Source organism: Pseudoalteromonas sp. P1-16-1b (genome assembly GCF_001401785.1).
Taxonomy (GTDB): Bacteria; Pseudomonadota; Gammaproteobacteria; order Enterobacterales; family Alteromonadaceae; genus Pseudoalteromonas; species Pseudoalteromonas undina.
Window position 1 is genome coordinate 153,901 of the sequence record NZ_LKGQ01000005.1, and the last position, 20,652, is coordinate 174,552.

The 20,652-nt window shown below is 40.7% G+C and carries 35 protein-coding genes; 16 read left to right on the plus strand and 19 right to left on the minus strand.

Features of this window, described 5'->3' with window-relative positions; translation table 11 throughout:
* Window positions 1-19: 19 nt before the first annotated feature.
* The 11 genes from AN392_RS06015 to AN392_RS06065 all read right to left on the minus strand — a co-directional run bounded on the left by AN392_RS06015 (window position 20) and on the right by AN392_RS06065 (window position 7,099).
* Window positions 20-346 carry a hypothetical protein gene (locus tag AN392_RS06015; protein ID WP_055012162.1) on the minus strand — a complete coding sequence of 109 codons (327 nt, stop codon included), beginning with the start codon at window positions 344-346 and terminating at the stop codon, window positions 20-22.
* A 37-nt stretch (window positions 347-383) separates the two neighbouring features.
* Window positions 384-1,283 (minus strand): hypothetical protein, encoded by a 900-nt coding sequence (locus tag AN392_RS06020; protein ID WP_055012163.1) that lies wholly within the window; start codon window positions 1,281-1,283, stop codon window positions 384-386.
* A complete protein-coding gene (locus tag AN392_RS06025) occupies window positions 1,280-1,483 on the minus strand; it encodes a hypothetical protein (RefSeq protein WP_055012164.1) in 204 nt (67 codons plus the stop codon). Before AN392_RS06025 ends, AN392_RS06020 begins: the two co-directional genes overlap by 4 nt.
* Window positions 1,480-1,923, minus strand: a complete 444-nt coding sequence (locus AN392_RS06030) for a hypothetical protein (protein ID WP_055012165.1) — start codon at window positions 1,921-1,923, stop codon at window positions 1,480-1,482. Before AN392_RS06030 ends, AN392_RS06025 begins: the two co-directional genes overlap by 4 nt.
* Before the next feature lie 11 nt (window positions 1,924-1,934).
* A complete protein-coding gene (locus AN392_RS06035; RefSeq protein WP_055012166.1) occupies window positions 1,935-2,357 on the minus strand; it encodes a phage virion morphogenesis protein in 423 nt (140 codons plus the stop codon).
* A gap of 1 nt (window position 2,358) precedes the next feature.
* Window positions 2,359-2,826, minus strand: a complete 468-nt coding sequence (locus AN392_RS06040) for a hypothetical protein (protein ID WP_055012167.1) — start codon at window positions 2,824-2,826, stop codon at window positions 2,359-2,361.
* 72 nt (window positions 2,827-2,898) lie between these two features.
* Window positions 2,899-3,837 (minus strand): hypothetical protein, encoded by a 939-nt coding sequence (locus AN392_RS06045; RefSeq protein WP_055012168.1) that lies wholly within the window; start codon window positions 3,835-3,837, stop codon window positions 2,899-2,901.
* A 41-nt stretch (window positions 3,838-3,878) separates the two neighbouring features.
* Complete coding sequence (locus tag AN392_RS06050; RefSeq protein WP_055012169.1) at window positions 3,879-4,274, minus strand: hypothetical protein; 396 nt, start codon at window positions 4,272-4,274, stop codon at window positions 3,879-3,881.
* A 4-nt stretch (window positions 4,275-4,278) separates the two neighbouring features.
* Window positions 4,279-5,406 carry a hypothetical protein gene (locus AN392_RS06055; RefSeq protein ID WP_055012170.1) on the minus strand — a complete coding sequence of 376 codons (1,128 nt, stop codon included), beginning with the start codon at window positions 5,404-5,406 and terminating at the stop codon, window positions 4,279-4,281.
* A 114-nt stretch (window positions 5,407-5,520) separates the two neighbouring features.
* The gene (locus AN392_RS06060; RefSeq protein ID WP_055012171.1) at window positions 5,521-6,042 is read right to left on the minus strand and encodes a hypothetical protein; all 522 of its coding nucleotides are present in this window, start codon (window positions 6,040-6,042) and stop codon (window positions 5,521-5,523) included.
* A 10-nt stretch (window positions 6,043-6,052) separates the two neighbouring features.
* The gene (locus tag AN392_RS06065; RefSeq protein WP_055012172.1) at window positions 6,053-7,099 is read right to left on the minus strand and encodes a hypothetical protein; all 1,047 of its coding nucleotides are present in this window, start codon (window positions 7,097-7,099) and stop codon (window positions 6,053-6,055) included.
* A 94-nt stretch (window positions 7,100-7,193) separates the two neighbouring features.
* Here AN392_RS06065 and AN392_RS06070 point away from each other — a divergent pair, with 94 nt between their 5' ends.
* The 3 genes from AN392_RS06070 (at window position 7,194) to AN392_RS06080 (ending at window position 9,295) form a co-directional block, all read left to right on the plus strand.
* A complete protein-coding gene (locus tag AN392_RS06070) occupies window positions 7,194-7,568 on the plus strand; it encodes a hypothetical protein (RefSeq protein WP_055012173.1) in 375 nt (124 codons plus the stop codon).
* 222 nt (window positions 7,569-7,790) lie between these two features.
* Entirely contained in the window at window positions 7,791-8,666 is an 876-nt protein-coding gene (locus AN392_RS06075; RefSeq protein WP_055012174.1) for a DUF4747 family protein, read from the plus strand.
* The gene (locus AN392_RS06080; RefSeq protein ID WP_055012175.1) at window positions 8,663-9,295 is read left to right on the plus strand and encodes a hypothetical protein; all 633 of its coding nucleotides are present in this window, start codon (window positions 8,663-8,665) and stop codon (window positions 9,293-9,295) included. Before AN392_RS06075 ends, AN392_RS06080 begins: the two co-directional genes overlap by 4 nt.
* A 93-nt stretch (window positions 9,296-9,388) precedes the next feature.
* Here AN392_RS06080 and AN392_RS06085 read toward each other — a convergent pair whose 3' ends face one another.
* The 6 genes from AN392_RS06085 to AN392_RS06110 form a co-directional block, all read right to left on the minus strand.
* Complete coding sequence (locus AN392_RS06085) at window positions 9,389-9,583, minus strand: hypothetical protein (RefSeq protein ID WP_055012176.1); 195 nt, start codon at window positions 9,581-9,583, stop codon at window positions 9,389-9,391.
* A gap of 118 nt (window positions 9,584-9,701) precedes the next feature.
* A complete protein-coding gene (locus AN392_RS06090) occupies window positions 9,702-10,097 on the minus strand; it encodes a hypothetical protein (protein WP_055012177.1) in 396 nt (131 codons plus the stop codon).
* Window positions 10,098-10,162: 65 nt separating this feature from the next.
* Entirely contained in the window at window positions 10,163-10,405 is a 243-nt protein-coding gene (locus AN392_RS06095) for a hypothetical protein (protein WP_055012178.1), read from the minus strand.
* A gap of 76 nt (window positions 10,406-10,481) precedes the next feature.
* Window positions 10,482-10,856: a hypothetical protein gene (locus tag AN392_RS06100; RefSeq protein ID WP_055012179.1), complete on the minus strand. Its 375-nt coding sequence runs from the start codon at window positions 10,854-10,856 to the stop codon at window positions 10,482-10,484.
* A 9-nt stretch (window positions 10,857-10,865) separates the two neighbouring features.
* Window positions 10,866-11,345 carry a hypothetical protein gene (locus AN392_RS06105; RefSeq protein WP_055012180.1) on the minus strand — a complete coding sequence of 160 codons (480 nt, stop codon included), beginning with the start codon at window positions 11,343-11,345 and terminating at the stop codon, window positions 10,866-10,868.
* 35 nt (window positions 11,346-11,380) lie between these two features.
* Window positions 11,381-12,100 (minus strand): S24 family peptidase, encoded by a 720-nt coding sequence (locus AN392_RS06110; RefSeq protein WP_055012181.1) that lies wholly within the window; start codon window positions 12,098-12,100, stop codon window positions 11,381-11,383.
* A 94-nt stretch (window positions 12,101-12,194) separates the two neighbouring features.
* On the opposite strand from AN392_RS06110, the gene AN392_RS06115 reads away from it, so the two are divergent.
* The 11 genes from AN392_RS06115 (at window position 12,195) to AN392_RS06165 (ending at window position 18,638) form a co-directional block, all read left to right on the plus strand.
* Complete coding sequence (locus AN392_RS06115) at window positions 12,195-12,458, plus strand: helix-turn-helix domain-containing protein (protein ID WP_055012182.1); 264 nt, start codon at window positions 12,195-12,197, stop codon at window positions 12,456-12,458.
* A gap of 55 nt (window positions 12,459-12,513) precedes the next feature.
* A complete protein-coding gene (locus AN392_RS06120) occupies window positions 12,514-12,966 on the plus strand; it encodes a hypothetical protein (RefSeq protein ID WP_055012183.1) in 453 nt (150 codons plus the stop codon).
* 49 nt (window positions 12,967-13,015) lie between these two features.
* Window positions 13,016-13,261 (plus strand): hypothetical protein, encoded by a 246-nt coding sequence (locus AN392_RS06125; protein ID WP_055012184.1) that lies wholly within the window; start codon window positions 13,016-13,018, stop codon window positions 13,259-13,261.
* On the plus strand, window positions 13,251-14,156 hold the full coding sequence (locus AN392_RS06130) for a hypothetical protein (RefSeq protein WP_055012185.1): 906 nt from the start codon (window positions 13,251-13,253) through the stop codon (window positions 14,154-14,156). Before AN392_RS06125 ends, AN392_RS06130 begins: the two co-directional genes overlap by 11 nt.
* A gap of 9 nt (window positions 14,157-14,165) precedes the next feature.
* Window positions 14,166-15,830 (plus strand): Mu transposase C-terminal domain-containing protein, encoded by a 1,665-nt coding sequence (locus tag AN392_RS06135; RefSeq protein WP_055012186.1) that lies wholly within the window; start codon window positions 14,166-14,168, stop codon window positions 15,828-15,830.
* A complete protein-coding gene (locus AN392_RS06140) occupies window positions 15,820-17,064 on the plus strand; it encodes an AAA family ATPase (RefSeq protein ID WP_055012187.1) in 1,245 nt (414 codons plus the stop codon). Before AN392_RS06135 ends, AN392_RS06140 begins: the two co-directional genes overlap by 11 nt.
* Before the next feature lie 36 nt (window positions 17,065-17,100).
* Window positions 17,101-17,460, plus strand: coding sequence for a hypothetical protein (locus AN392_RS06145; protein WP_055012188.1), 360 nt, complete (start codon window positions 17,101-17,103; stop codon window positions 17,458-17,460).
* Entirely contained in the window at window positions 17,457-17,855 is a 399-nt protein-coding gene (locus tag AN392_RS06150; protein ID WP_055012189.1) for a phage protein GemA/Gp16 family protein, read from the plus strand. Before AN392_RS06145 ends, AN392_RS06150 begins: the two co-directional genes overlap by 4 nt.
* Complete coding sequence (locus AN392_RS18775) at window positions 17,856-17,981, plus strand: hypothetical protein (RefSeq protein WP_268796082.1); 126 nt, start codon at window positions 17,856-17,858, stop codon at window positions 17,979-17,981.
* A 67-nt stretch (window positions 17,982-18,048) separates the two neighbouring features.
* Window positions 18,049-18,453: a Mor transcription activator family protein gene (locus AN392_RS06160; RefSeq protein WP_055012190.1), complete on the plus strand. Its 405-nt coding sequence runs from the start codon at window positions 18,049-18,051 to the stop codon at window positions 18,451-18,453.
* On the plus strand, window positions 18,450-18,638 hold the full coding sequence (locus AN392_RS06165) for a hypothetical protein (RefSeq protein ID WP_055012191.1): 189 nt from the start codon (window positions 18,450-18,452) through the stop codon (window positions 18,636-18,638). The genes AN392_RS06160 and AN392_RS06165 overlap by 4 nt, the downstream gene beginning before the upstream one ends.
* Here the strand turns inward: AN392_RS06165 and AN392_RS06170 are convergent.
* On the minus strand, window positions 18,635-18,853 hold the full coding sequence (locus AN392_RS06170) for a hypothetical protein (protein WP_055012192.1): 219 nt from the start codon (window positions 18,851-18,853) through the stop codon (window positions 18,635-18,637). The genes AN392_RS06165 and AN392_RS06170 overlap by 4 nt on opposite strands.
* Entirely contained in the window at window positions 18,850-19,788 is a 939-nt protein-coding gene (locus tag AN392_RS06175) for an STM4504/CBY_0614 family protein (RefSeq protein WP_055012193.1), read from the minus strand. Before AN392_RS06175 ends, AN392_RS06170 begins: the two co-directional genes overlap by 4 nt.
* A gap of 169 nt (window positions 19,789-19,957) precedes the next feature.
* Between AN392_RS06175 and AN392_RS06180 the strand changes: the two genes are divergently transcribed.
* Window positions 19,958-20,212 (plus strand): hypothetical protein, encoded by a 255-nt coding sequence (locus tag AN392_RS06180; RefSeq protein WP_039036983.1) that lies wholly within the window; start codon window positions 19,958-19,960, stop codon window positions 20,210-20,212.
* The gene (locus AN392_RS06185; protein ID WP_055012194.1) at window positions 20,202-20,645 is read left to right on the plus strand and encodes a hypothetical protein; all 444 of its coding nucleotides are present in this window, start codon (window positions 20,202-20,204) and stop codon (window positions 20,643-20,645) included. Before AN392_RS06180 ends, AN392_RS06185 begins: the two co-directional genes overlap by 11 nt.
* Window positions 20,646-20,652: the final 7 nt, after the last annotated feature.

A 20,652-nucleotide genomic window follows, 5' to 3' on the forward strand; every position in this document is an offset into this window, starting at 1 on the left:
AACCACCTAGCAACATCGGCTAGTTTTTTTCAGTGATACGGTATTGGGCGTTAATGCACTCAACACTTAAGCGGGCAGTTAGTCCACTATAAACAAGCAACTCTTCAAGGGTACTTTTATCAAATGGCACGTCTTTACCATCATCAATAAAGTCATCCCAGCCCACTAATAGCTCGCGTACTATTTCGCCATCACTCGCGCCTTGTGTTTCAGTCAGTGTTTTAAGCTCACTTTCAGGTACCAGTTTAATTTTTGCCGTAAACTTAAAAGGTAGCCCACCAAATTCAAAATTAAGCGGGGCGCTTATAACCGCATTTTTTAACGCGTTTAATAGTTTTAATTTCATTTTTGCTGTCCTAATTTGTTATTTATGAATAACTAACTTACTCAAACACTATCGTTAGTTCGTCATAGCCTGCGCCACTGGGCACTAGCTTGCCGTCAAACTCATAACCGGTTAATTCTGAGTCCAGGCTGGTGTATTTAGGCCATGGCATTTGGTAACGGCCAATAATGGTTACTTTTTTACCTGTGGCGGTGCCATGGGTAAACTCAAACATTTGCACTTTAGCAACGTCATCAAACGGGTTAAAACTGGTTAACTCTTCTGCTGTTAGCGTAAAATTAGCGCTGCTCTCATGACCGGTTATCATTATTTCTTCGTGGTTAATAGCACGGTCAAACACCACGTTATTACCTAAATCAATGGTAATTTTGTGCAGCGTACGTTTAACATCGTTAAGCTTAAAATCACTGCTATTACTTACGCCAAGTACTTCAGGGCGTACCCAACGCTCCCAATCAACCGCAGGGGCGGCAGTACTTGCAACCGGCGCACTAAACAAGCCTTTAAACTGCCAGTTAAGCATGGGCTTACCTTTTTCAAGCGCAAAGCTCACATTGCCTTTCATTTCGCTAATGTTGTGGGTGTTTTTACCAAAGCGTACTAAGCATGTAACTGCAACAGCGGCCCCTTTTGTAAAGGTAACGCTTGTTGCATCGGCAACTTGCACCATGCCGCAAGCAAGTAGCAGCGGGGCAAACGCAGGTTCGTTACCGGCTGTGCCACTCATTGCAAGTGGGGTTTTAAAGTTAAGGCTTATATGTTCACCATAAAAGGTTTCCATACTGGCACCGCTGTAGCTGGTTTCTAGCTCGTCTTTTTCACTTTCGCTTTCAAGCGATAATTCAACGTCACTGGCATAAATGGCATGCAGGCCCGTTAAAGTTGTGCCCAGGGCATCGGCTAAAATGAGTTTGTCTTTAAATCGCCAACTGCTCATGATTTACTCTCCACTTTAATTAGCTCACCGCTTTTTAAGTTAAAAGCGCCGGCTATCTCGTCTCTGTTACCTTTTGCTTTAGCTAAAGCCTGGTTAACGTTTTGGGCAATCGTCATCGCGCGGGACATTTTAGGCTTTATGTTAACGTCAGCCTGTTTTTCAGCGGGTTTACTCGATTGCGGCTCGGTCTGTTTGCTCATGGCATCACCTTCACTGTTACGGTATGTAGGCCAGTTACACTAAACTGACATTGGTAAATTAAGTTATTAGTTTGCTTGCTAAGCTCAATTGTGCGGCCCTTATCAAGCTTTATAGGGTTCCAACCTGCGAACTGGCAACCTGCTACAGCGGTTTTAACATCACTGCGCAATTGCTTTATTTGCATATCGCTATGGGCATTACCTGCAGAGCAGGGGATCACAATCATCACTGCAAACACATCTTTAATTTGGTATTCGTCAAGGCCATGTACTTCATTAGTGTTGGTGTTGTCATCGGCCAGCGGCAATACAAACAACTGGGCACTGTGTACAGCATGCTCGCGCACATGGTTAAAGTCGCTAGCAAACCCTACCGTTGCATTAATCACTGTGTTACTTAGCAGGGTTTCTATGTTGTTTAAATCAAAGTTAAATGCCATTTAAATGCTCTTTAAATTAACCAATCAGTAATAATGTCGTTAATCTCAGTTTCTTGCACAGCTGCTATACCAATAATTGCCCGCGCGGGTAACTTAACGTTTTTATTGCGGCCTGTTTCACCACCAAAATGGTGTATTGCTGAGTACTTTTCACCTAAGCCATGCTCAAGCGTATTGCCGTTTACGTTGTGCGTTACCGAGCCTGCAAGGTTGCGATCATCTGTTAGTGTTAAACCGCCACGGTCTTTTGCTGCTTGCGATTGCTCCCATTTACGGCCTTCGGGTGTTACTTCACGTAAAAATCGGGTTGTAACGTCCATGTCTAAAAATGCACCAATATCATCCAATACATCAGCGGGTTCACCACTTGTATTTGCAATTTGGGTTAAGCGGGGCAGTGCATTACCCGTTATATTTATAAATACACCCGCCAATTTAATAACCTGGCCAATTAAATTGAGAGCCTGCAGGTTTGGTTCGCATCCCAGTTCTTGCACCTGCAGGCGCATCTTCCTTAATTTGGATCACACCTTTACTAACCTTATCGAGCATTGCCATGGCGTTACTTTTTAGGGTTTTAAGGTTTTCGTCAGCAATGTTAGGGGCAAGCTCACAATGCATTAAATCGTTAGCAATGCCTGGCAATACCGAGTTATTTATATCGTCTTGGTTTAATGCAAACCGCGATACATAGCCGGCTATAACCGCATTTACATTTTTTTGTGCTTGCACATACCAGGCATTAATTTGCTCTTGCAACTCGTTGTACGTTTCGCTTAATAGCGCTGCTTCAACATCGTCGCGCGTTGGGCGGCTACCTATCGCTGCAAACTTAGCAGTCGCAAATTGCAACAGCGTATTAATGCCAACTTTATCTATAACTGCTTGTTCTGTCGTATACATGGGCACCTCAGTTAGTAAAAAAAGGCCCCGAGCAAGTCGGTACTGGGGCCTTTACACAGGGAACAACAATAATTAACCGGCTGGCGTCAGCACGTTAGTAAGCAAAATACCGCAGTCTTTTGCAATAATTTGCTCTTGCACCGATTCGCCTACCATAATTTCAACCCCACCATTTATCCCCGCAGCTACGTCACGGTTGCCCGATGTACGCGAGCCATAACGTGCAGTGAGTGCAAAGGTCATGCGGTTGTTGTTAAACGACGCTAGCGGGTCGTGATACGTAAACGACAGGGTATCTTGCCAAACCTTTTGTAAGTTAACGGCTTGGCCTTTTTTAGCCGTGTTTAGGCGCGCTTGGCCAACGGTTACATGCTCAAGCTCTAGCACTTCTTTAATGTAGCTCCATGGCACTAAGCCCTGGTCGCCACTAGTGCCATTAAACGCTTTAAGTAACTTAGGATGCGTACGCAGTTTAGTTGCCACGCTTTGCGATAATGTCATTGCATTAGGGCGCATAAGTGGTGCATCTAGCATGTCTAAAAAAAACGGTAAAATATCAAGTGTAGGGTCATCTAAACGCTTTTTGCCTGCAGCAGCTAATGATTCAGTACTGCCAAAGTTAGCGGCTTTGTTATACATAGTGGCCACACGTATTTCACGGTTAAGCAAAACTAAGTCAGTTAAGCTTTCAGCCGCATGAGTTCGCGGGTTATAGTTTACTGGCGCATTGGTTACATCGTCATTCGGCACAACATCTGCTAAGCCATAATCAACAACTGATCCTGTTTTCTCTTCAACACTAAACTCAACTTGATTCGGCGATGACTTACGGCCAATTTTATCGTCTACAACGGTAAACTTTTCGCCTTTTTTATATTCGGTCCACTTATAGTTACGTAAACCAACAGGCGAATAAGGGGCAAGCGTGTCTGCAACTAACGATCTATTACGATAAGCAATGGCTATGGCCGTTTGCTCAACATCGGGGGTAAATGGCATACCATTACTCATGGCAAATCCTCACTATTAATAATTAAGTTAACCCAAGCGCCTTAAGCGCTTGGAATTGTTGCTACTACATGCGGGTTTAAAAACACGTCGCCAATCACACCAGCTTCGCCGTCTTCCATTGCCCAACCAGCAACGTATACTTCGGTTTGGCCCACAAAGTTAGCAGGGTCAAATTCAACGGCTTTACCTTCGCTGTCAGCAACAATTGGCGTGCCTGCAATCAATGGTGTACCAAATTCAACAGGCGCGCTTTGTGTCATTACCACATCAACACGTAAATGCTCGTCAGTGCCTTGCTCGGTAACACCGGCATACATTGCGCTGGCATCAACCGCTAACCCAACATGAAAGTCAGCCGCAGCCGATACAACTACTAAGCGGTTAGCCGGTATAACGTCTTCAGCGCTAAAGTTTCTTATAAATCCTGGTTGTGCCATGGTTTTATGCCTTTTTAATGTGGTCTAACGCGGCGGTAATGCTAATTTCAATGCCTTTGCTAGATTGTGATTGTTGAAATTCCAGCGCTTTTGCTGCCAGTGTTTCTGCACTGTCGTCGGTATTTTCACCGTCGGTATCGTCTTTATTAAACTCGCTCGTTAAGCCTGTTTGCTCAGGCAAGCCCTTTAAAAAACCTTCAAACCACGCTGCAGGTTTAAGTTCCTGGCTTTTCCCGTCTGCGGCTGCAAACTCAAAGGTGGTGTCGCCATCGTCAAGCTTGGCCATAAACTCAGCCACACCCTCTGTGTTTGTTAAGCGCGGGGCTTTGCCGCCATTAATTTCGGTGTTAATAAAGGTGGTGGCCGCTGCAACACGCTGCGCGTATTCCAACTTTTCATTTTTAGCGTTGGCCGCATCAATTTGGTCTTGTAGCGCCTTTCTTTCTTCTTTATCCATTGCATTGTCCTCGTGGGGTGGTGGGGCGTCATCATCGCCTTTACTAAATTCGGCACCCTTGGCACGTTCGTGCTCAGCAATAATGGTTTCTTCTTTTAACCATTCGCTTTCGTAGTCGGGCACAACTTTATCAGCGGCTTCACTGCCAAAACGGTCAGTTAAAAAGCTACGTAAATTGCCCATTAGGCGGGTAAGGGTGTTTGATGTGCGCAGCGATATGTTGTCAATATCACCGGCAGCAAATTCTAGGGTAAGTGTGTCGGCGTCATCAGCTTGGTTAAACTGCCAGGCTAAACCGTCAACGGCAGGGGGCTTGCCGCCCAAATAACCAATGTGGGCCAGCTTATAGCCGTTATCAGTTTTTTCTAGGCGTACAGAGCGGTTAGGGTAGCGCTTGCTTTCAACGGCTTGTGCAAATTCAGCGCATACGTCTTCAGCTTTGGCAAACAACGAGCCACCTTCTGCTTTTAGCTCACTGGCCCAACCCCACGCAGGGTCGTTCATTTTAGGGTGGCCAATAACCAGTGGTGCGGTTTTAGGTTTAAAGTTAGCGACTACGCTGTTTAAATCAGCGTCGCTAAATGTGTGCTCAACGCCTTTAGAGTCGATTTGTGTACCTGCTCTAAATACTTCAAACCAATTAAAAGAGGTGTTTGGGGTTGTTTTGTTTGCCATGTTCCAAGTGCCAATAAACTAACTAAGTGGCACCCAGTGTATGCGGGGAGTGGCTATTGAACCGCTGGAAAAGACTTTACAGCGGTTTATTTTTCTTAGAACCTGAAATAGTTTTTACTCTTCATTACTCATCTTAAGTTTTTCTTTTAACTTATTTTGAGTTTCTTTATTTTTCTTTCTGTTTGCTATATTGCTCTTAAACTCGCCTAGATTACTTTGTAGTGTAAGCAAAGTCATTAAAACATATAATTCAGCACCGCCAATAGCAGCAATTGCTGTATATAAGTAATTAGCTTTGATCGTCGAAATCATTATTAATGCTACTACGACCAAGCAAACAACTACAAAAAGAACCGCAACACTTGCCGTTACAAATCTTTTTGACCTATTGACTATCTGTTTTAGTCTAGCTGTTTCAGATTGAGTTAAGCCATCTAGATCACCAATGTTTGCTAGATCTTTATGTACATTAAAAGCTAGTGTGAACGGAATTATAGCTATTGCAATGACTACAACAGGTATTATGGCACCGTATTTTTGTAGTTCATTTGTAAAGCAAAAAACCAAAGTTCCAGGAATAAAAGCGAAAATACATAACCAGCAAATGAAAGATATATAAGATGTATGGGCTTTCATTTTATCTCACTTAATTTAAAGTCTGTAAATCGTCCCTTAGCTCATCATTGTTTACTTTTTCATTCAACCAACTGAGCATTATTTGGTAAAGATCACTTTCGTTTATTTGACCATTTATGAATTCAAGGTTCACTCCTTTCGTTAATTTTAACTTGTCCCCTTGAAGTACACCACCATTTGCTAATGTTATTTTCACATCTTCCTGATCAAAATGACGCAAGGAACTAGCAACAGCATCAATTGTTTTTTGACCTTTTTTAGTCGTTTTTCTATTAAAAGATAACTCAATTTTCATTCGTAGATTACTATCATCTAGAGCATCATCAAAATCCATATCAGGAATTTCTCCCACTTGCTTTAAAAGATCCACTACCTTTGCACCAAGTGTTTTGGGATACCAAGAAACACTCGTAGCTTCATTAACACTTTTATCCTCATAAATAATTGGTTTATCTTCTTCATTACTTGAGGTTGTTGGTTGATAAACTACATCACTTCCTAAGCTAATTGTTTTAGCATGTGATTTTTCAAACTTTTGAACTGCTTCTTTTGTAGGTTGGTCACTAAGAATAATCATGGTTGTTAATGACCTAGTCAGATTCATTAGAAACCAGTTTAAATGTGCCTCTAACTCTTTACTTTGCAGCCTTTGAGAGCTACAAACAATCACGTGATTCTCAAGAACACCGAAGTACAATACTGAGTCTAAAAATTCAGCTCTCACTTTTGAATTCTTTTTTTGTATGTCTTTAGGGTTCAAGACGTTTAATGGGTAGGCACCAGCAGCGTCGTCTACCTCAATTGTTAACTGACTAAGTCCAGATTCAAATTGAACTAACTGGCATAAAAGGAGGTTACCACCATGCTTTTTGTGGCTATTAATAAACCGAACAGCCTTGCCATCTTCCGTTAAAGAGTTCTGGCGATTCTTTACTTTGTAAAAATCACTTTTCTCATCGTCGAGGTGTGCTTCTAGTAGAGACTGTAAAGTTTCTGAGGTTTGCGATAATTTAGCATGTTTGTAATGCAGAGTGCGTTTTCTTTTTTCCGAGCTCATTCTCATCCCTGTAAATATTATTTAGTATTTATTATACAAAGTTAACATTATATCCTATCTATTATATTTACAATCAAAAAACCAAGGAATGGTTATGCTAAAACAAGCTCATTTAAAAACCTTAAATAAAATACTCATCACTATATCTGCATACTTTCTTTTGTCTGGTATTGGACTAGGTGTGTATTTATATATCAACAACCCAGATAAATACCTTTCATCAAACCCCGATGAGGCCATGCCGCAACTCTACATAGCACTTACCAATAAATTGGAGTCAAACCCAAGCAGAGAGTTTATAGCCGACCTTAATCAGGCATATGTTGATCAAATTATTACCGAATCCGAGTACATTCGTTTAACGCTTAGGTACAACCTCAATATGGCGACAGATTTAAATTTAGAGTTCAAACCCACCAAACAACAATTTCATAAAGCATGGCTTAACCACCAGAACATAAAACCATAACTTTAAATCCAAGTTAAACTATGTTTAAACCGCGTTTAAATTCGATTGAGTGCGTTTAAACGACTTAAACTTAAGCTACCACAGCCATAACATAAGCTAATGTGCTTAAAATCGTTTTCAGGGATTTTTTAATTAATCAACTTTACACACGTTATGATTAGAATTAATGTACATGCTTAATCAAGGATTGATTTTGTTCTTGATCTTTTTAAAGGGAATCTCATGGAATTAAAAACAAGTGCTGGTGCATTAAATATAACAATAGGTAATCATTTACCCACAGAGTATAAAAAGTTATTTGAGAGTGCTTTTGCGCTTAAAAAACAAGTTAACATTAGGGGAACCACTTGGGGCCTGCTCTGTGCTCAGTCAAAGGTAAAAGATATTAAAGCCGATGTACCAGCTATAAGTGGTGATATTTTTAAATTTACACAAATTAGAGAAGATGCAGATTGGCTTAATCTAAATACTAATGACTTTGCAACTGATGCAGACCTTGCTGAAATTAACTTACCTGAAAACTTGAAGCCTAATTCGACAAGGTTTACTTATTTCTTTTTTCCTGAATCTCATACTCTCGTTTACGAAGCATATTACAAAGGTAATGAATTAACACCTAATACAGCGGTTGATTTTTTTAAAAAGTTACTAAATTCAGCTGAACTACAAGAAGACTTTGGAGAAGTAAATGTAGTTCACTTTCCTGAAAAAGAAGCACTGCAACAAGCTTTACAGCTGAAGCATAAACGAACTATTCATATGATCATAAATAATCCTAATGCGTTTGGTGAAATTGAAAAGAGATACTTGAAGAAAGCAGAGGAACGTCAAATAGCTAAAGTTGAAACTAAAATTACAGCTAAGACGGGCGAATCAATACAAGTAGATCAAGAGCTTAGAAATGAAGCGAAAATAGCCGCTAATAATGGTAGCTTAGTTGTTAAAGGCTATGATGGAAAAGGCACACCAAGAATAATTTCTACTAAGGATATGCCGTTTATCAAACATGATTATTTTGATATCAAGAATTCACTTCCATATGACGCATTTAAACGCTTGGCAATTTCAATTGAGGAAATTATTAAAAAGTTATTATGACAAATAACATTATAGCAAGATATTGGAGAGCATATGGCGGCTTTACTGCATTATTAACAAGCCCTTATTTTTATGCATCTATAATCATAACGGGAATCCTTTTTCCTGCCTGGAGTAAATTTGGGTGGTGGGATGATGTGCTCTCCATTATGCCTAACTTACTTGGGTTCTCTTTGGGTGGCTTTGCATTGTGGATGTCTATAGGTTCGGAAAAATTTAGAGATTTTTTAGCAGAACAAGACAAACCATGTGGCGAGTGTATTGAATGCAAAAATGCTTTTGGTCAATGTTTTAATAATAAACCATCTGCTTTTACAATGATCAATGCAATTTTTTTACACTTTATCTTGCTACAAGTCTTAGCAATATTGTTAGCTATGATTTGTAAAACCTACGTAGATTATTTTGACCTAATTACCATGCATAATAAATCAAAGCTGGCACTAGCTATTTTTTATTGTGCGTCTTACTTTGTCTTTATCTATGCTTTAGTAAGTACTGTTACCCTCAGTATAGGTTTATTTAGAGTAACAACCCTTTATGAGCACTTTGTAAATAACAAAATAGCCGAAGATCAAGAGAAATGCTGGTGCCCTCTAATACAAAAAAATAAAGAAAAAGCCCCTTAACTAGGGGTTTTTTGTTACCAAAATCTTTATAGTTTTATTTTGTTCAGGCATATCGGGAACCTTAATAAATTTTGGACATTATTTCTGGTGCCTCTATGATGAAATTAATGATACAGTTTTTCGCCAATAGATTTTTTCAAATTTTAAACTGTTCAGATCGGTCAGCTTTTCAGTAATATTAAGAAGTTCTTGTTCTATTATCGCTTTTGTATTGTCTTGCTCACTCAGTAACATACGGTGATGTTTAATTGCCAAAGCAATAATATATTCTTCGTTATTCCAGTCCATCTTATTCCTCCATCAAACAAGTAAGTACAACTTTATAAAACCAGCTTAGTTTAAATTCGATAAGTTAAATACATTTACTATGCGGCAATCATGCTTACAGCCGTTTAAAAATAGTAAGCTATAAGCCAAAAACAAAAGGGTTTATTTCAACCCAAAACACACCAACTATAAACATCACTAGTACAACAAAAAGTAAAACAAAAAAATAGCAGACTATTCCTAGCTGAGTTTTACTTTCGAACTCATCCTCTAAGTTTTCAAATTTAAAATTAGAAACTTCCTTAGTCCAGTATTCAGCTCTTTGCTCAAACAAATCATTAATCAACTTCATCTCTTCAGCATAAACCTTATTAAACAAAGTAATTTCTTCAGTAGTAAGCTGAGCGGTAATAATATTAATTTCTTCATCAATATTTACTTGAGCTTGTGGCATATTATTAAGAGAGTAACTAAGGTCAATTGCCTCGAAATGCTTTAAAGCTAATTCACGTATGTCTTCACGTTCTAACTTCATATATTAAAACTCCCCCTAGAAAATTAATCCAAGGTAAAAATTCTGTCAGTACATGAATGGCTTATTTAATCTAACAACTTTTGATATCGCAACATACTTAAATTCATTAACTCTTCTCTATAGGAAGCTTTAAAACATTTAAATTTTTCATCATCAAGATAATTATTGATTATTAACAGTTCTTTATCTATTTCCATCTGAATAAACTCAATCCGATGAAACTCAATTTCACTTAACAACATTTTATGGTGTTTATAAGCAAGCCTACGTATGTTTTTAAGATCCAACCAATCACGCTCGTAATCCATATTTACTCCAATCCAATAGTGCAAGTGTAGTGCGTTACATAAAAAATGCTAAATTAAACTTATTGGTTAATTCTTATTAAAACCCCATGAATGCAATTAAAATAACAACTAAAGTAATCACTACCGAGTAAATTATGGTCTTGGCAATTTTTACATCATGTAACATATTAAATAGATCCAGCTCTGCTACTTCAACAGCAGTGAAATCCTTATCAAGTAAATCATTGTTAATAGCTAATTCGTCAGATGAGTCAGTAACCTGCATTTGTTCATGATAGTGTGTTTCTAAATTTTTTATCGATTCTTTATCTAAGCCTTCACTTAATTTAACCAGATCCCTTTTAAACTCCAAATTAGTGTTAGAAAGATTATTATTAATATGGGCATTTCTTAGTCTTAATTTATGCTGCAATGCTAGTTCCTGCACTAATTTTTTATCTACTTCTGGCATGGAAATCCTTTAATACCCGTAATACTTATTACTAAACCTCACCACAATCGGCGTTCCGTCTTGCTCACAGGTAATACTAATTTTTAATTTTTCTTTATGATCATAGTAAGTAGCTAAATGGGTCATTCTGTCTCGCTCTTCTAAACTTTGCGAATTGACCGCAACAGCTTTTAACACTGCTATAGGGTCAAACGACTCAGTTTGGCTACATGGTGCTGTCTCCAGCAAGTAAATCTCAGAATAGCTAATAACACCGTCAGTGCTGTCATAGCGTGTTTTATATTGTGAGGTGGTCGTGATGATTGAACCGTTGGCATTTGGCGCAACCTTTAAAATATCACTTACGGCTTCTAATCTAAACGTAATAAGCCGATAAGGGCTAATGAAATTTTCTGGTGGTGGGGTAAGTTGTGTAGTCTGTGGATCTTCTTTCTTACTACACCCAATAATAATCGCACATATAGCAGCAGTTATATAAATTCGTTTCATAAATAACTCCTTATAAAATAAGCGTTAAAATCCGATCAATCCACTTTACGTGTCCGTTGCAATACACGTTCAACACGTCCAAGCACGCTAAAGCGCCCAGCGTTAATATCATCCGCATCTACAAAAAAACCTGAGTAGGCGCTGTTGTCACTCGTAATATTATAGCCTTTACTTTTAAAATCGTACTGAATACGCTTTACAAAAATCTCATCATCAAAGCGCAGTACACATACACCTTCACGGGCATCTGTAGGGTCATCAATTAGCGACACTAGCGTTAAATCACCATCATACAAAGTGTGCTCCATACTATCGCCACGCACTGGCACTACAGTCAGCTTTTTATTATGTAGGTTATTTTGTTGCAGCCAACGGGTAGAAAGCTCAAACCGTGCAATAGGGTGCTCGGCAATAACCAACGCACCGCCACCCGCACTGGCCGCTAAATCGTATTGCGGCACCGCCGTTAAATCAGCATGGCTGGTTTGCAGCGCTGTGCTTTGTGTTGGTGCTGCGGCAACTGGTAATGAATCACCACTAATACCAGTAATAATATAATTAGTGTCAAACCCTAAACCAGATAATAAAGCTAATTTATCAGATGGAATTGCAATTTGAGTCTCCCATCGACTGATCTGTTTTGATGACATCCCTAAAAAATCTGCAATTTCTTTTTGACTTAAATTCAGTCGGTTACGTTCTTTTTTAAATAATTCACAGACATTTATGTCTTGCAAGGGTTGATATGTAGACATATATGTCCTATTCTCACCACACATTAACAAAAACATACACTTTAAATCTCGCCAAAGAACCAAAAAGCGTATGTAAACCAAAAGGTACTCTACAATGAAACCCGAGCAAATAAAACAAGCACTTGAAGAAAAAGGCTATTCACTGTCAATTGTGGCAGCGGCACTTGGCCTAAACCTATCTCATGTAAGCAGTGTTGTTTACCAGCACACCACCTCTTATAAAGTGGCTGCCGCTATTGCCAAAATTATTGGCAAACCGGTAGACGCTATTTTCCCTGATGTACCTGCCTATACCAAAAATAAAGACACCCGCAGCCAAAAAGTACAAGCGCTGCGCGAGCTTTTATCGGCTGAGTAACAGCATCGGTAATAACGCATTTTAAATCAATGTAATTTTGTAAGAGATTTTTACCATGGAACAGTTAACAATGGCACAGCAAAAACAACTCACTAAAAGCATTCTCGATGCCGATATAGCGCCAGACTGCGATATATATCACCTGTTTATTCACAGTGTATGTTCAGCCATGAAGCGTTCAGGCTTTAGCCGCCCCGTAATAGCTGACCGCATGAACGACGCACTACACTCACAAAATAACGAGGTTGACCAAGCCAAACTAAATAAATGGCTAGCCCCCAGCCAAGCTCACTATATGCCCATGCATTTTTTACCTGCACTGTGTTACGCCGTGCGCTCAACTGAGCCTGCCAATATATTGCTCAAACCTATTTTGTTTAAAGCGGTTGACCAGCGCTCGCAACTATTGCAACAACATGCTGAGCTGCAAATGGAAATAGAAGAGCGCACCGCAATGCAGCGCTATATAGCTGAGTCGCTACTGACAAACGACGATAATCAAGAATGACGTCACCATTACACCACCCGCTATAAAACCCAACTAAGGCTAACGAATAATGACTATCAAAGACCAAGAACCGTCTGAAATTCAGGAAACTGACCATAAAGACGACACAAATATTGATATTAACAATGCAAATTTTAAGGCACTAGCTAAGTCATTGGGTGTTGATTTAACTATGAGCATTGATGAGCTATGGCAAGAGGTAGCAAAACTTGAGCAACAAGCTGAGCAAAACCAATTACACCTTGCAGTAGCGCAGCGCCACGCTATAAAACTAGGAGGTGGCCATGAGCACTAATTTAGTCGATGTAGTAGGTAAAGAAAACGCCAACGAAATTGAACACCAGCTACAAAAACTTAAAACACCACTCAACATAGTGATGCCACAAAGCGTAGCCGAATGCATGGACCGCGTAGTGTTTTTAGCCAACCGCCAATTTACCGATGCCGCAGAGGCAGGCTTTATTTTGCTTAATGTTAAAGAACAGGTTTCTCATGGTGAATTCTTAGCTTTATTAGAAGAACGAGGCATTCACAAACGTACTGCACAGCGCTCAATAGCTATTTCTAAAATGCTCTCAGCTTTACCAAAAGGCAAAAGCGACAAATTGTCGCTTTTGAATATGAGCCAACACCAACTTAGCGAGCTGACCAAAGTACCGCTTGAGTCTATTGCCCAGTTGGATGATGACGACCTTGATGTACTGGCCGAAACCAGCGGCAAAGAAATTCGCGCTCAAGTACAAAAGCTAACTGAGCGAACGCAAGAGCTTGAAGAAAGCACAGCCTCGCTAATTAACGCCCTTGAAACTGAGCGTTTAACCAAGGCCCCTAAACAAATGTACGAGCTACCTATGCTAGTTGCACAGGTGCGACAAAAATCGTTTGCACATAATGCCGTTGTTAACGAGTCGCTCGAAGAGTTTATAGCCATGACCGAGCAGCTTTGTAACGCCCGTGACCTTGACCTAAACCACCGCATAGGTGCGGCACAAACCACCTGGCATTTATGGTTAGGCATACAACAGCGTATTACCCACATGCTCAACCGTTTAAGCGGCGAGTTTGGCCCCGAGCATTTAGCCGGCGCTGAGCGCATACCGCAATTTGCAGAAGACGAATGGCAAGACGCCCAAGCAAACCGTGAATACATGCTCGCCATGTTTAACGACCGAATTAAAACCCGCGAGTAGGAGAGAGCAATGCATCCTGCAGTACAAAAATACAATAAGTTGCCAAGCACAGGCTTGGAACTAAGTTGGCAAAATGCCAGCGAAACAGCCCGTAAAAAAGCCCAAAGTAGGGCGGTAATAGTACGCCATTTATTAACGCAAGAGTGCGGCATACCTAAAGCGTTTGAAGCGCTTGTAACCGCGTACCGCGCAAATACAGCAATGGCCACACTTGCAACCGCTATTGATGCACTGGGTAAGTTACCAGGGCGCGCAACCATTTATAACTGGTGCAATGCCTACAAAGACAACGGCATTAACAGCTTATTGCCAAACCATAAAGGCAAAGCTCAAACACAATATAGCTGGCTTGCCCGCTGCTTAGAGCTTTACCACAGCCCTAATAGCCCAAGCTTTGCACAAGTGAGCGACCAACTAAATAAAGAGGGTTATAAAGCCGAGCATCATCAAGTGCGCCGTTTTATAAATGCACTGCCGCACGAGCTTGGCCCACAAAGCCCGTATCGTATGGGTGCAAAACTGTACCGTGAAAAACATAAAGATCATTTGTTGCGCTCTACTAATAATATTAAGCCAGGCGTTATGTATAACGGCGATGGCCACACGCTCGACGTATACCTAGCGCACCCTAAAACGGGTAAGCCTTACCGTGCTGAGTTAACCGCGTTTCAAGACGTAGCAAGCCGCTGCATTGTGGGCTGGGAACTTGGCTATGCCGAAAGCACACTTGATACGCTAGCAGCAATAAGCCGCGCTATTAAAGTGCATAACAACGTGCCTGCCATGTTTTACCTAGATAACGGCTCAGGCTACAAAAACAAACTCATGAACGACGATACAACTGGCTTTTATGCACAGTTTGAAATAGACGTTATTTTTGCCATACCAGGCAATGCCCGTGTTAAGTGGATAGAGCGGTTCTTTTTACACATGGAAGACCGCGTTGGTAAACGCTTTAGCACCTATTGCGGGCGCGACCACGACGATCGCCATAAGCAACTGGTACTTAAAGAGGCTAAACAAGGCAAACGCAAACTGCCTACTGTAGACGAATGGATAGCTGAGTTTAAAGCGTTTTTAAACGACTACCACAACAGTGAGCACCCTGAAGTTAAGGGCAAAACACGCCAGCAAGTATGGAACGAAAACGTAGAGCGCGTGCCCCCAGTAGAGGGCGACTTTGTAATGCTACCGCGCGAAACCGTCAACATTCGTCGTGGCCGTTTTCGCTTGCACCAACGTGATTACAGTGCCGACTTTTTACACCAGTTTAATGGCCAAGAGCTTGTTGCCGCCTACGACCTACACGACGACAGCTACACCAAGCTTTATAAGCTAAACGGTGAGTTTTTAATGTTCGCTAACTTAAAAACTAAATCGCATGCAGTGCCTACGTCACGTATTGAGCAAGCCGAAAGCAAACGCCGTACAGGCCGCTTAAAACGCATCGACACCAAGCGCCGTGAAATCGAGGCCCAAGAAACCCAAGACCGCATTATTGATGTTGAGTCTGTAACTAAGTTTGCTGCACCTATTAAGGGGATTGAGGCACAACAAGCACCCGTAAACATTTTTGATTTTGATGTAACGCCAACACAGCCGCAGCACGAAATCGACCTAAACGAATTACTTGATCAACCCAATTTACGCAAGGAAACAACTTATGAGCTATAGCCAACCTCACCCATACACAGCCGAGCAAACGCACCGTGTTGAGTTAATTAACCAAGAGTTAAGCACCACAGGCATGACCATTGAGGAGCTAAACTGTGGTTTTGCCCTGCAATCAGTTAAAGAAGTACTGGCAAATAAATGCACCATTAACCCTGAAAAAGTCATTGTGGCTATGTGGCATAAGCTATTTGGTGAAGCCGCTATTACCGACATTGAAAAACGTAATGGCTTTAATAAGTCGTACAACAAAGCCGATCGTGAACTGGCAGCGCGTATTTGCTTGCGTTTGCAATCACCCGAAATACGCGACCAAAACATTACTAGCGCCAGTATTGCTGTGAGCATGGGTAAAAGCCCTGCATCAATAAGCCAACTCATTAACGGTAAATACAACGCCAAGCCTACTAAGCACTTGCATGACATTTGGGCGCTTATTTGCCCTGCAGAGGTAGAGCAAGTTAAAACAATTAACGAGCAACCAGAACGCAAACAAATCAGTATTGTGTACGGTGATGTGCGGTTTATTCCTACCAGTACATCTAAACTTATTGCTATGGCCTGCGACCAAGCTCGCCAACGTAAACGCTTTAGTGTATTTGCAGGCCAAGCAGGGCTGGGTAAAACCAAAGGTATTGCGGAGTATTGCCGCCACAACAAAGAAGCCATTTTAATTGCCGGCAGTGAGCAAACCAGCAGCACCCAAGTGCTTGAGCAACTAACGTTAGCCCTGGGCTTATCGCGCTGCCCAAGCGCGTATAAAAACATGCAAAAAATTATTCAAGCACTGCGCGATACCGACCGCCTAATAATTTTAGACGAAGCCGACAAATGCAAACCAAACTCGCTCGACCCACTGCGCACCATAAGCGACCAAGCCATTGTAGGCGTAACCTTGGTTGGCAACATTCAACTAGTAGACAAACTGCAAACCCAAGAGCGCTACGAACTCATTGCAAGCCGCGTGTGCTTTTGGCCTAAACCTATCGGCCAAATAACCGTTGAAGACATTCGCACCCTGTTTTTAGAGCTAACCGAGGGCACCGTAAAACTCGCCCAAGACGATGCAAAATGGTGGCAATGGCTGCACAAACGCGTTGAAGGTAACGCCCGTGAGCTGGTTGAAAACCTGCTACCGCACTTGCTTAACCACACCAACAAAAACCCAGACACCGCCGTAGACAAGCTGTTAGTTAATGGCATTTTTTCATCAGTACTTAATAAACCAGCGGTTTAAACGCCGTTTAAACATAATTTAAATAAGGATTTAATCATGGCATTTTCAATAAAATTAAACACATCACGTTACACAGCGCATTTAGCATTTAGCTCGTTGGTTACAAACGCATTAATGCTTAGCCTACTTGCTAAAAAAGACCCACAAGGCGAGCTCATAGATAAATGCGATGGCAACATTAAAGCGGCCTTTGCAACCATTGCTGCCGACAAGTTATTTAGTATTCACCATGTGCATGAAATTAACTCTCATGCCCACACAGCAAGACGTTTTAATAATATCTATCGTGATTTTCCGCTGGTTTATACCAGCGGCATGAAAGACTGGGGCATTAAAATTATTGGCATAGGCCAAGCGCCACACTTTGAAATTGCAGCCCTGGAGGACATAGCGTGAGCAACTTGATCCAGCAAATCAAAATTGCACAAAAGGCGGCTGGTATCGACCAAGATACCCACCAACTTAATGTGTCGTACATTTGCGATGGCCGTGTTAATACCTGCACAGGTTTAACCAAGCTTGAGCAACAGCAACTGCTTGCACGTTACCGTGCTATGAACCCAAATGCTGGTAAAACACAGTTACCCGCACAACTAAAAATGATTTACAGCCTGTGGGGCCAATTGAGCCGCGCAGGTGCGGTAAACATTGATTCAAAACAGGCCTGCGATGCGTTTTGTGAAAAACACTTACAAGGCAAAAAGCTAAGCCAAAGCGCCCAGCAATGGCCGCATATTATTGAAGTACTTAAGCAATGGCTTGCACGCCATAAAGCAAAGCAGGGGGTGTAAATGGCTAATTACCAAGAGTACCAAAACTTTACTATTAACCCGCGTAAGGCCGCTTATACAGAGGAAAAACGCTACCGTAATGTAAAAAAAAAGACAAGCAAAAATGCCGTGTTCGCCGTGATGTAGAAGCCTATCAAGAGCAACGCCGAATAGATCGCGAACATGACTTAGATTATTTATTTGAGGAGCAATCATGAGCGAATCAAGCATAGATTTACGGGCATTACCCCACGGCCTACGTCGCATTGTTAAACACTTAGGGGTTGAACAAACCATTGCCGTACTTACCGAGCAACAAGGGCAAATGTTTTATATTCCTGAAAAGCCAACCGAGAATCACGAAGTAGTAAAGGTATTTGGTAAAGCCTTCGTGCAAGAGCTAATAAATGCCAATGTAGGCTCAAGCTACCAAATACCCATGTTGCACAAAGTGCTTATGCAAATTCGTAATCAACAAATTTGTGAGGCGCTAGACACCAAAACCTGCAACATTCAGCAGCTGGTTAAGCGTTTTAAAATAACCCGCCAGCAAGTAAGCAGTATTTACAGTGCATACCAAGACGAACGGGCGCACGAGACACAGCTTAACTTGTTATGAAAAATAACAATTTTGTACTGCTCACTGCGTTACAACTTAGCGGCGGCGTTAAACCTAAGCAGTGGCAGTACAAATATGGTTTAAACCTCTTAGCCCGTTACATCAACCAACGTAAAACTATGGGGTTAAATGTAACGGGTTTAATGGATGAGTATAGGGATGCGTTTAGAGAGATTAATAGTTAAGTCTTTTCAATAACAATTGGAACTAATTCCTCAAACAATTCGTTAATTTCATCTATTTCAGCATCTACTTCTTCACCTGAGCCACTATAAAAAACAACACAACCGTAAGCTTCTGACTCAAAAGCTTCAATTTTCTTTCCTCGCCATACACCTTTGGCGTAAGGTTCATTAGGTAAATAATTAGGGTTATTCTTATGAACACATGAATTATTCATAGCTTTTTCTCACACTCACTTAAAAACAATATATTTGATGCTGTTAGATGGAGTGTATAACTTACAAGTTCAGGTGAAACATTCTTTACTTCTGCTCCTTGTCCGTGACCACTTTCTTTATTTCTGATGGTAGGCACGCCGCTTGATAATAATCCGAGAAATTGATTGAACTGTTCTTGCATATAACTAGGTACTAAACCGTTTGTTAAACAAATATTCAGCAATTTTTTTGCTGTGTTATTTTCTGAGTGATCCCAATCATGCTTTTTACAAATTGCTTTTAAAGTACTTTCAAAAGCTTTTAGACATTCATTTAAAGACTCTTTGTATTTTTTATGTCTGTAATGAGAGTGTGCTGATAAAAACTCTTGCTTTGCACCTTCTAGAAATTTACTAACCTGAAGTACATTTAATGTAGGTTTGACTACTTCAGAATGCAAAAATTGAGAGTCTATTCTAATAATCTCACCATCACTAAATTCATATCCTACACCATGTTCTTTAAATCGAATATTTAGTTCATCGATTGCACTTTGTGGCGATTGAGTTGTGCCTTGCTCTCTTTCAAAGCGGTAATAGTTTTCCCTTACGCTTGTATCAATTAGACGAAAAGTTAACTCAATAATGTCTAAACATTTTTCAACATCATTTTCATCGAAAAAATATTCATAAACCGCCTCAAAAATAGCTTTATCATGTATATTTGATAGTGAAAATTGACCGTACTCCTTACTCAATTTTTTATTAACTTCATGATAAACACTATCAGATAAGCTAGTGTTGTAACCACCACCAGTTATAGTACCAACTGTGTCTTTAATTATGTGTATAATTTGAACCTTTAAGACTTCAGGTATAGTTTCGTATTGGTATACATCAGGAATTTCACCTCGTAATGCTTTTTGCCTTTTAGAAAATATGTTTAATATACTCATCTGATTTCCCATTGATTTTTTATTAATTAATCAATATTACTTTAGAAAGAGTAAGAGTTCTATTGCAAAAAACATTGTATTCGTTCTAACCTAGTATATTGCCTGAATATCCCACGCTGAAAACTACTTTACAGCGGAATCTCCCCAAATAAATTGATTTACTACCAGCATGACAAATACAGTGCATGCGCCATTTATTGAGTTATTAGCTCAACAAATTATTAAGGCCAGTTCTAAAGCCGAGCAAATTGCGATTTCTCGCCGTTGCCCGTTAAAAGACCTGCCCGCATTGCGTACCCGCGTGAAAGAGCTGCTAAACCCAGCGAATAAAAAGCCGGTGCGTAATACCCGCTTACCTGCCTGTTACGTCCTAGTAAAACAACGTTTAACCAACAAAATAAGGACTCAACAGCATGGCTCTTAAACAAAGAGTGGCCGTTCCTACTGCCCCAAGTTTTATATTTCAAGAGTTGGTACCTAAAGCCACGTTTGAACTATTTAACGATACCCCATTATTTTTAATTCATTTATTTGATGACCGCGCATTGCGCATGCTGCAAAAACTACGCGACACGTTTGGCCCATGCACCGTAAACAACTGGTATTTTGGCGGCGCAAATCAATACCGTGGCTACCGCCCACTTGATTGCACCATAGGTGCTAAACGCAGCCAACATAAGCTAGGCAAAGCATTCGACTGCAGCTTTAAAAACTACACTGCTCAACAAGTACGTGACTACGTATTAGCCCACCCGCAAGAATTCCCGTATATCACCGCCATTGAAGGGCAAGTGAGCTGGTTTCATTTTGATGTGCGCACGCCTACCTGGACGGGCATTAAAGTATTTAACCCGTAAGGAACAC

What these genes read in the sequence shown, in the direction of transcription:
- AN392_RS06015 (WP_055012162.1), bottom strand. Translation starts at nt 346, where the DNA reads ATGAAATTAAAACTATTAAACGCGTTAAAAAATGCGGTTATAAGCGCC.
- AN392_RS06020 (WP_055012163.1), bottom strand. Translation starts at nt 1,283, where the DNA reads ATGAGCAGTTGGCGATTTAAAGACAAACTCATTTTAGCCGATGCCCTG.
- AN392_RS06025 (WP_055012164.1), bottom strand. Translation starts at nt 1,483, where the DNA reads ATGAGCAAACAGACCGAGCCGCAATCGAGTAAACCCGCTGAAAAACAG.
- AN392_RS06030 (WP_055012165.1), bottom strand. Translation starts at nt 1,923, where the DNA reads ATGGCATTTAACTTTGATTTAAACAACATAGAAACCCTGCTAAGTAAC.
- AN392_RS06040 (WP_055012167.1), bottom strand. Translation starts at nt 2,826, where the DNA reads ATGTATACGACAGAACAAGCAGTTATAGATAAAGTTGGCATTAATACG.
- AN392_RS06045 (WP_055012168.1), bottom strand. Translation starts at nt 3,837, where the DNA reads ATGAGTAATGGTATGCCATTTACCCCCGATGTTGAGCAAACGGCCATA.
- AN392_RS06050 (WP_055012169.1), bottom strand. Translation starts at nt 4,274, where the DNA reads ATGGCACAACCAGGATTTATAAGAAACTTTAGCGCTGAAGACGTTATA.
- AN392_RS06055 (WP_055012170.1), bottom strand. Translation starts at nt 5,406, where the DNA reads ATGGCAAACAAAACAACCCCAAACACCTCTTTTAATTGGTTTGAAGTA.
- AN392_RS06060 (WP_055012171.1), bottom strand. Translation starts at nt 6,042, where the DNA reads ATGAAAGCCCATACATCTTATATATCTTTCATTTGCTGGTTATGTATT.
- AN392_RS06065 (WP_055012172.1), bottom strand. Translation starts at nt 7,099, where the DNA reads ATGAGCTCGGAAAAAAGAAAACGCACTCTGCATTACAAACATGCTAAA.
- AN392_RS06070 (WP_055012173.1), top strand. Translation starts at nt 7,194, where the DNA reads ATGCTAAAACAAGCTCATTTAAAAACCTTAAATAAAATACTCATCACT.
- AN392_RS06075 (WP_055012174.1), top strand. Translation starts at nt 7,791, where the DNA reads ATGGAATTAAAAACAAGTGCTGGTGCATTAAATATAACAATAGGTAAT.
- AN392_RS06080 (WP_055012175.1), top strand. Translation starts at nt 8,663, where the DNA reads ATGACAAATAACATTATAGCAAGATATTGGAGAGCATATGGCGGCTTT.
- AN392_RS06085 (WP_055012176.1), bottom strand. Translation starts at nt 9,583, where the DNA reads ATGGACTGGAATAACGAAGAATATATTATTGCTTTGGCAATTAAACAT.
- AN392_RS06090 (WP_055012177.1), bottom strand. Translation starts at nt 10,097, where the DNA reads ATGAAGTTAGAACGTGAAGACATACGTGAATTAGCTTTAAAGCATTTC.
- AN392_RS06095 (WP_055012178.1), bottom strand. Translation starts at nt 10,405, where the DNA reads ATGGATTACGAGCGTGATTGGTTGGATCTTAAAAACATACGTAGGCTT.
- AN392_RS06100 (WP_055012179.1), bottom strand. Translation starts at nt 10,856, where the DNA reads ATGCCAGAAGTAGATAAAAAATTAGTGCAGGAACTAGCATTGCAGCAT.
- AN392_RS06105 (WP_055012180.1), bottom strand. Translation starts at nt 11,345, where the DNA reads ATGAAACGAATTTATATAACTGCTGCTATATGTGCGATTATTATTGGG.
- AN392_RS06110 (WP_055012181.1), bottom strand. Translation starts at nt 12,100, where the DNA reads ATGTCTACATATCAACCCTTGCAAGACATAAATGTCTGTGAATTATTT.
- AN392_RS06115 (WP_055012182.1), top strand. Translation starts at nt 12,195, where the DNA reads ATGAAACCCGAGCAAATAAAACAAGCACTTGAAGAAAAAGGCTATTCA.
- AN392_RS06120 (WP_055012183.1), top strand. Translation starts at nt 12,514, where the DNA reads ATGGAACAGTTAACAATGGCACAGCAAAAACAACTCACTAAAAGCATT.
- AN392_RS06125 (WP_055012184.1), top strand. Translation starts at nt 13,016, where the DNA reads ATGACTATCAAAGACCAAGAACCGTCTGAAATTCAGGAAACTGACCAT.
- AN392_RS06130 (WP_055012185.1), top strand. Translation starts at nt 13,251, where the DNA reads ATGAGCACTAATTTAGTCGATGTAGTAGGTAAAGAAAACGCCAACGAA.
- AN392_RS06135 (WP_055012186.1), top strand. Translation starts at nt 14,166, where the DNA reads ATGCATCCTGCAGTACAAAAATACAATAAGTTGCCAAGCACAGGCTTG.
- AN392_RS06140 (WP_055012187.1), top strand. Translation starts at nt 15,820, where the DNA reads ATGAGCTATAGCCAACCTCACCCATACACAGCCGAGCAAACGCACCGT.
- AN392_RS06145 (WP_055012188.1), top strand. Translation starts at nt 17,101, where the DNA reads ATGGCATTTTCAATAAAATTAAACACATCACGTTACACAGCGCATTTA.
- AN392_RS18775 (WP_268796082.1), top strand. Translation starts at nt 17,856, where the DNA reads ATGGCTAATTACCAAGAGTACCAAAACTTTACTATTAACCCGCGTAAG.
- AN392_RS06160 (WP_055012190.1), top strand. Translation starts at nt 18,049, where the DNA reads ATGAGCGAATCAAGCATAGATTTACGGGCATTACCCCACGGCCTACGT.
- AN392_RS06165 (WP_055012191.1), top strand. Translation starts at nt 18,450, where the DNA reads ATGAAAAATAACAATTTTGTACTGCTCACTGCGTTACAACTTAGCGGC.
- AN392_RS06170 (WP_055012192.1), bottom strand. Translation starts at nt 18,853, where the DNA reads ATGAATAATTCATGTGTTCATAAGAATAACCCTAATTATTTACCTAAT.
- AN392_RS06175 (WP_055012193.1), bottom strand. Translation starts at nt 19,788, where the DNA reads ATGAGTATATTAAACATATTTTCTAAAAGGCAAAAAGCATTACGAGGT.
- AN392_RS06180 (WP_039036983.1), top strand. Translation starts at nt 19,958, where the DNA reads ATGACAAATACAGTGCATGCGCCATTTATTGAGTTATTAGCTCAACAA.
- AN392_RS06185 (WP_055012194.1), top strand. Translation starts at nt 20,202, where the DNA reads ATGGCTCTTAAACAAAGAGTGGCCGTTCCTACTGCCCCAAGTTTTATA.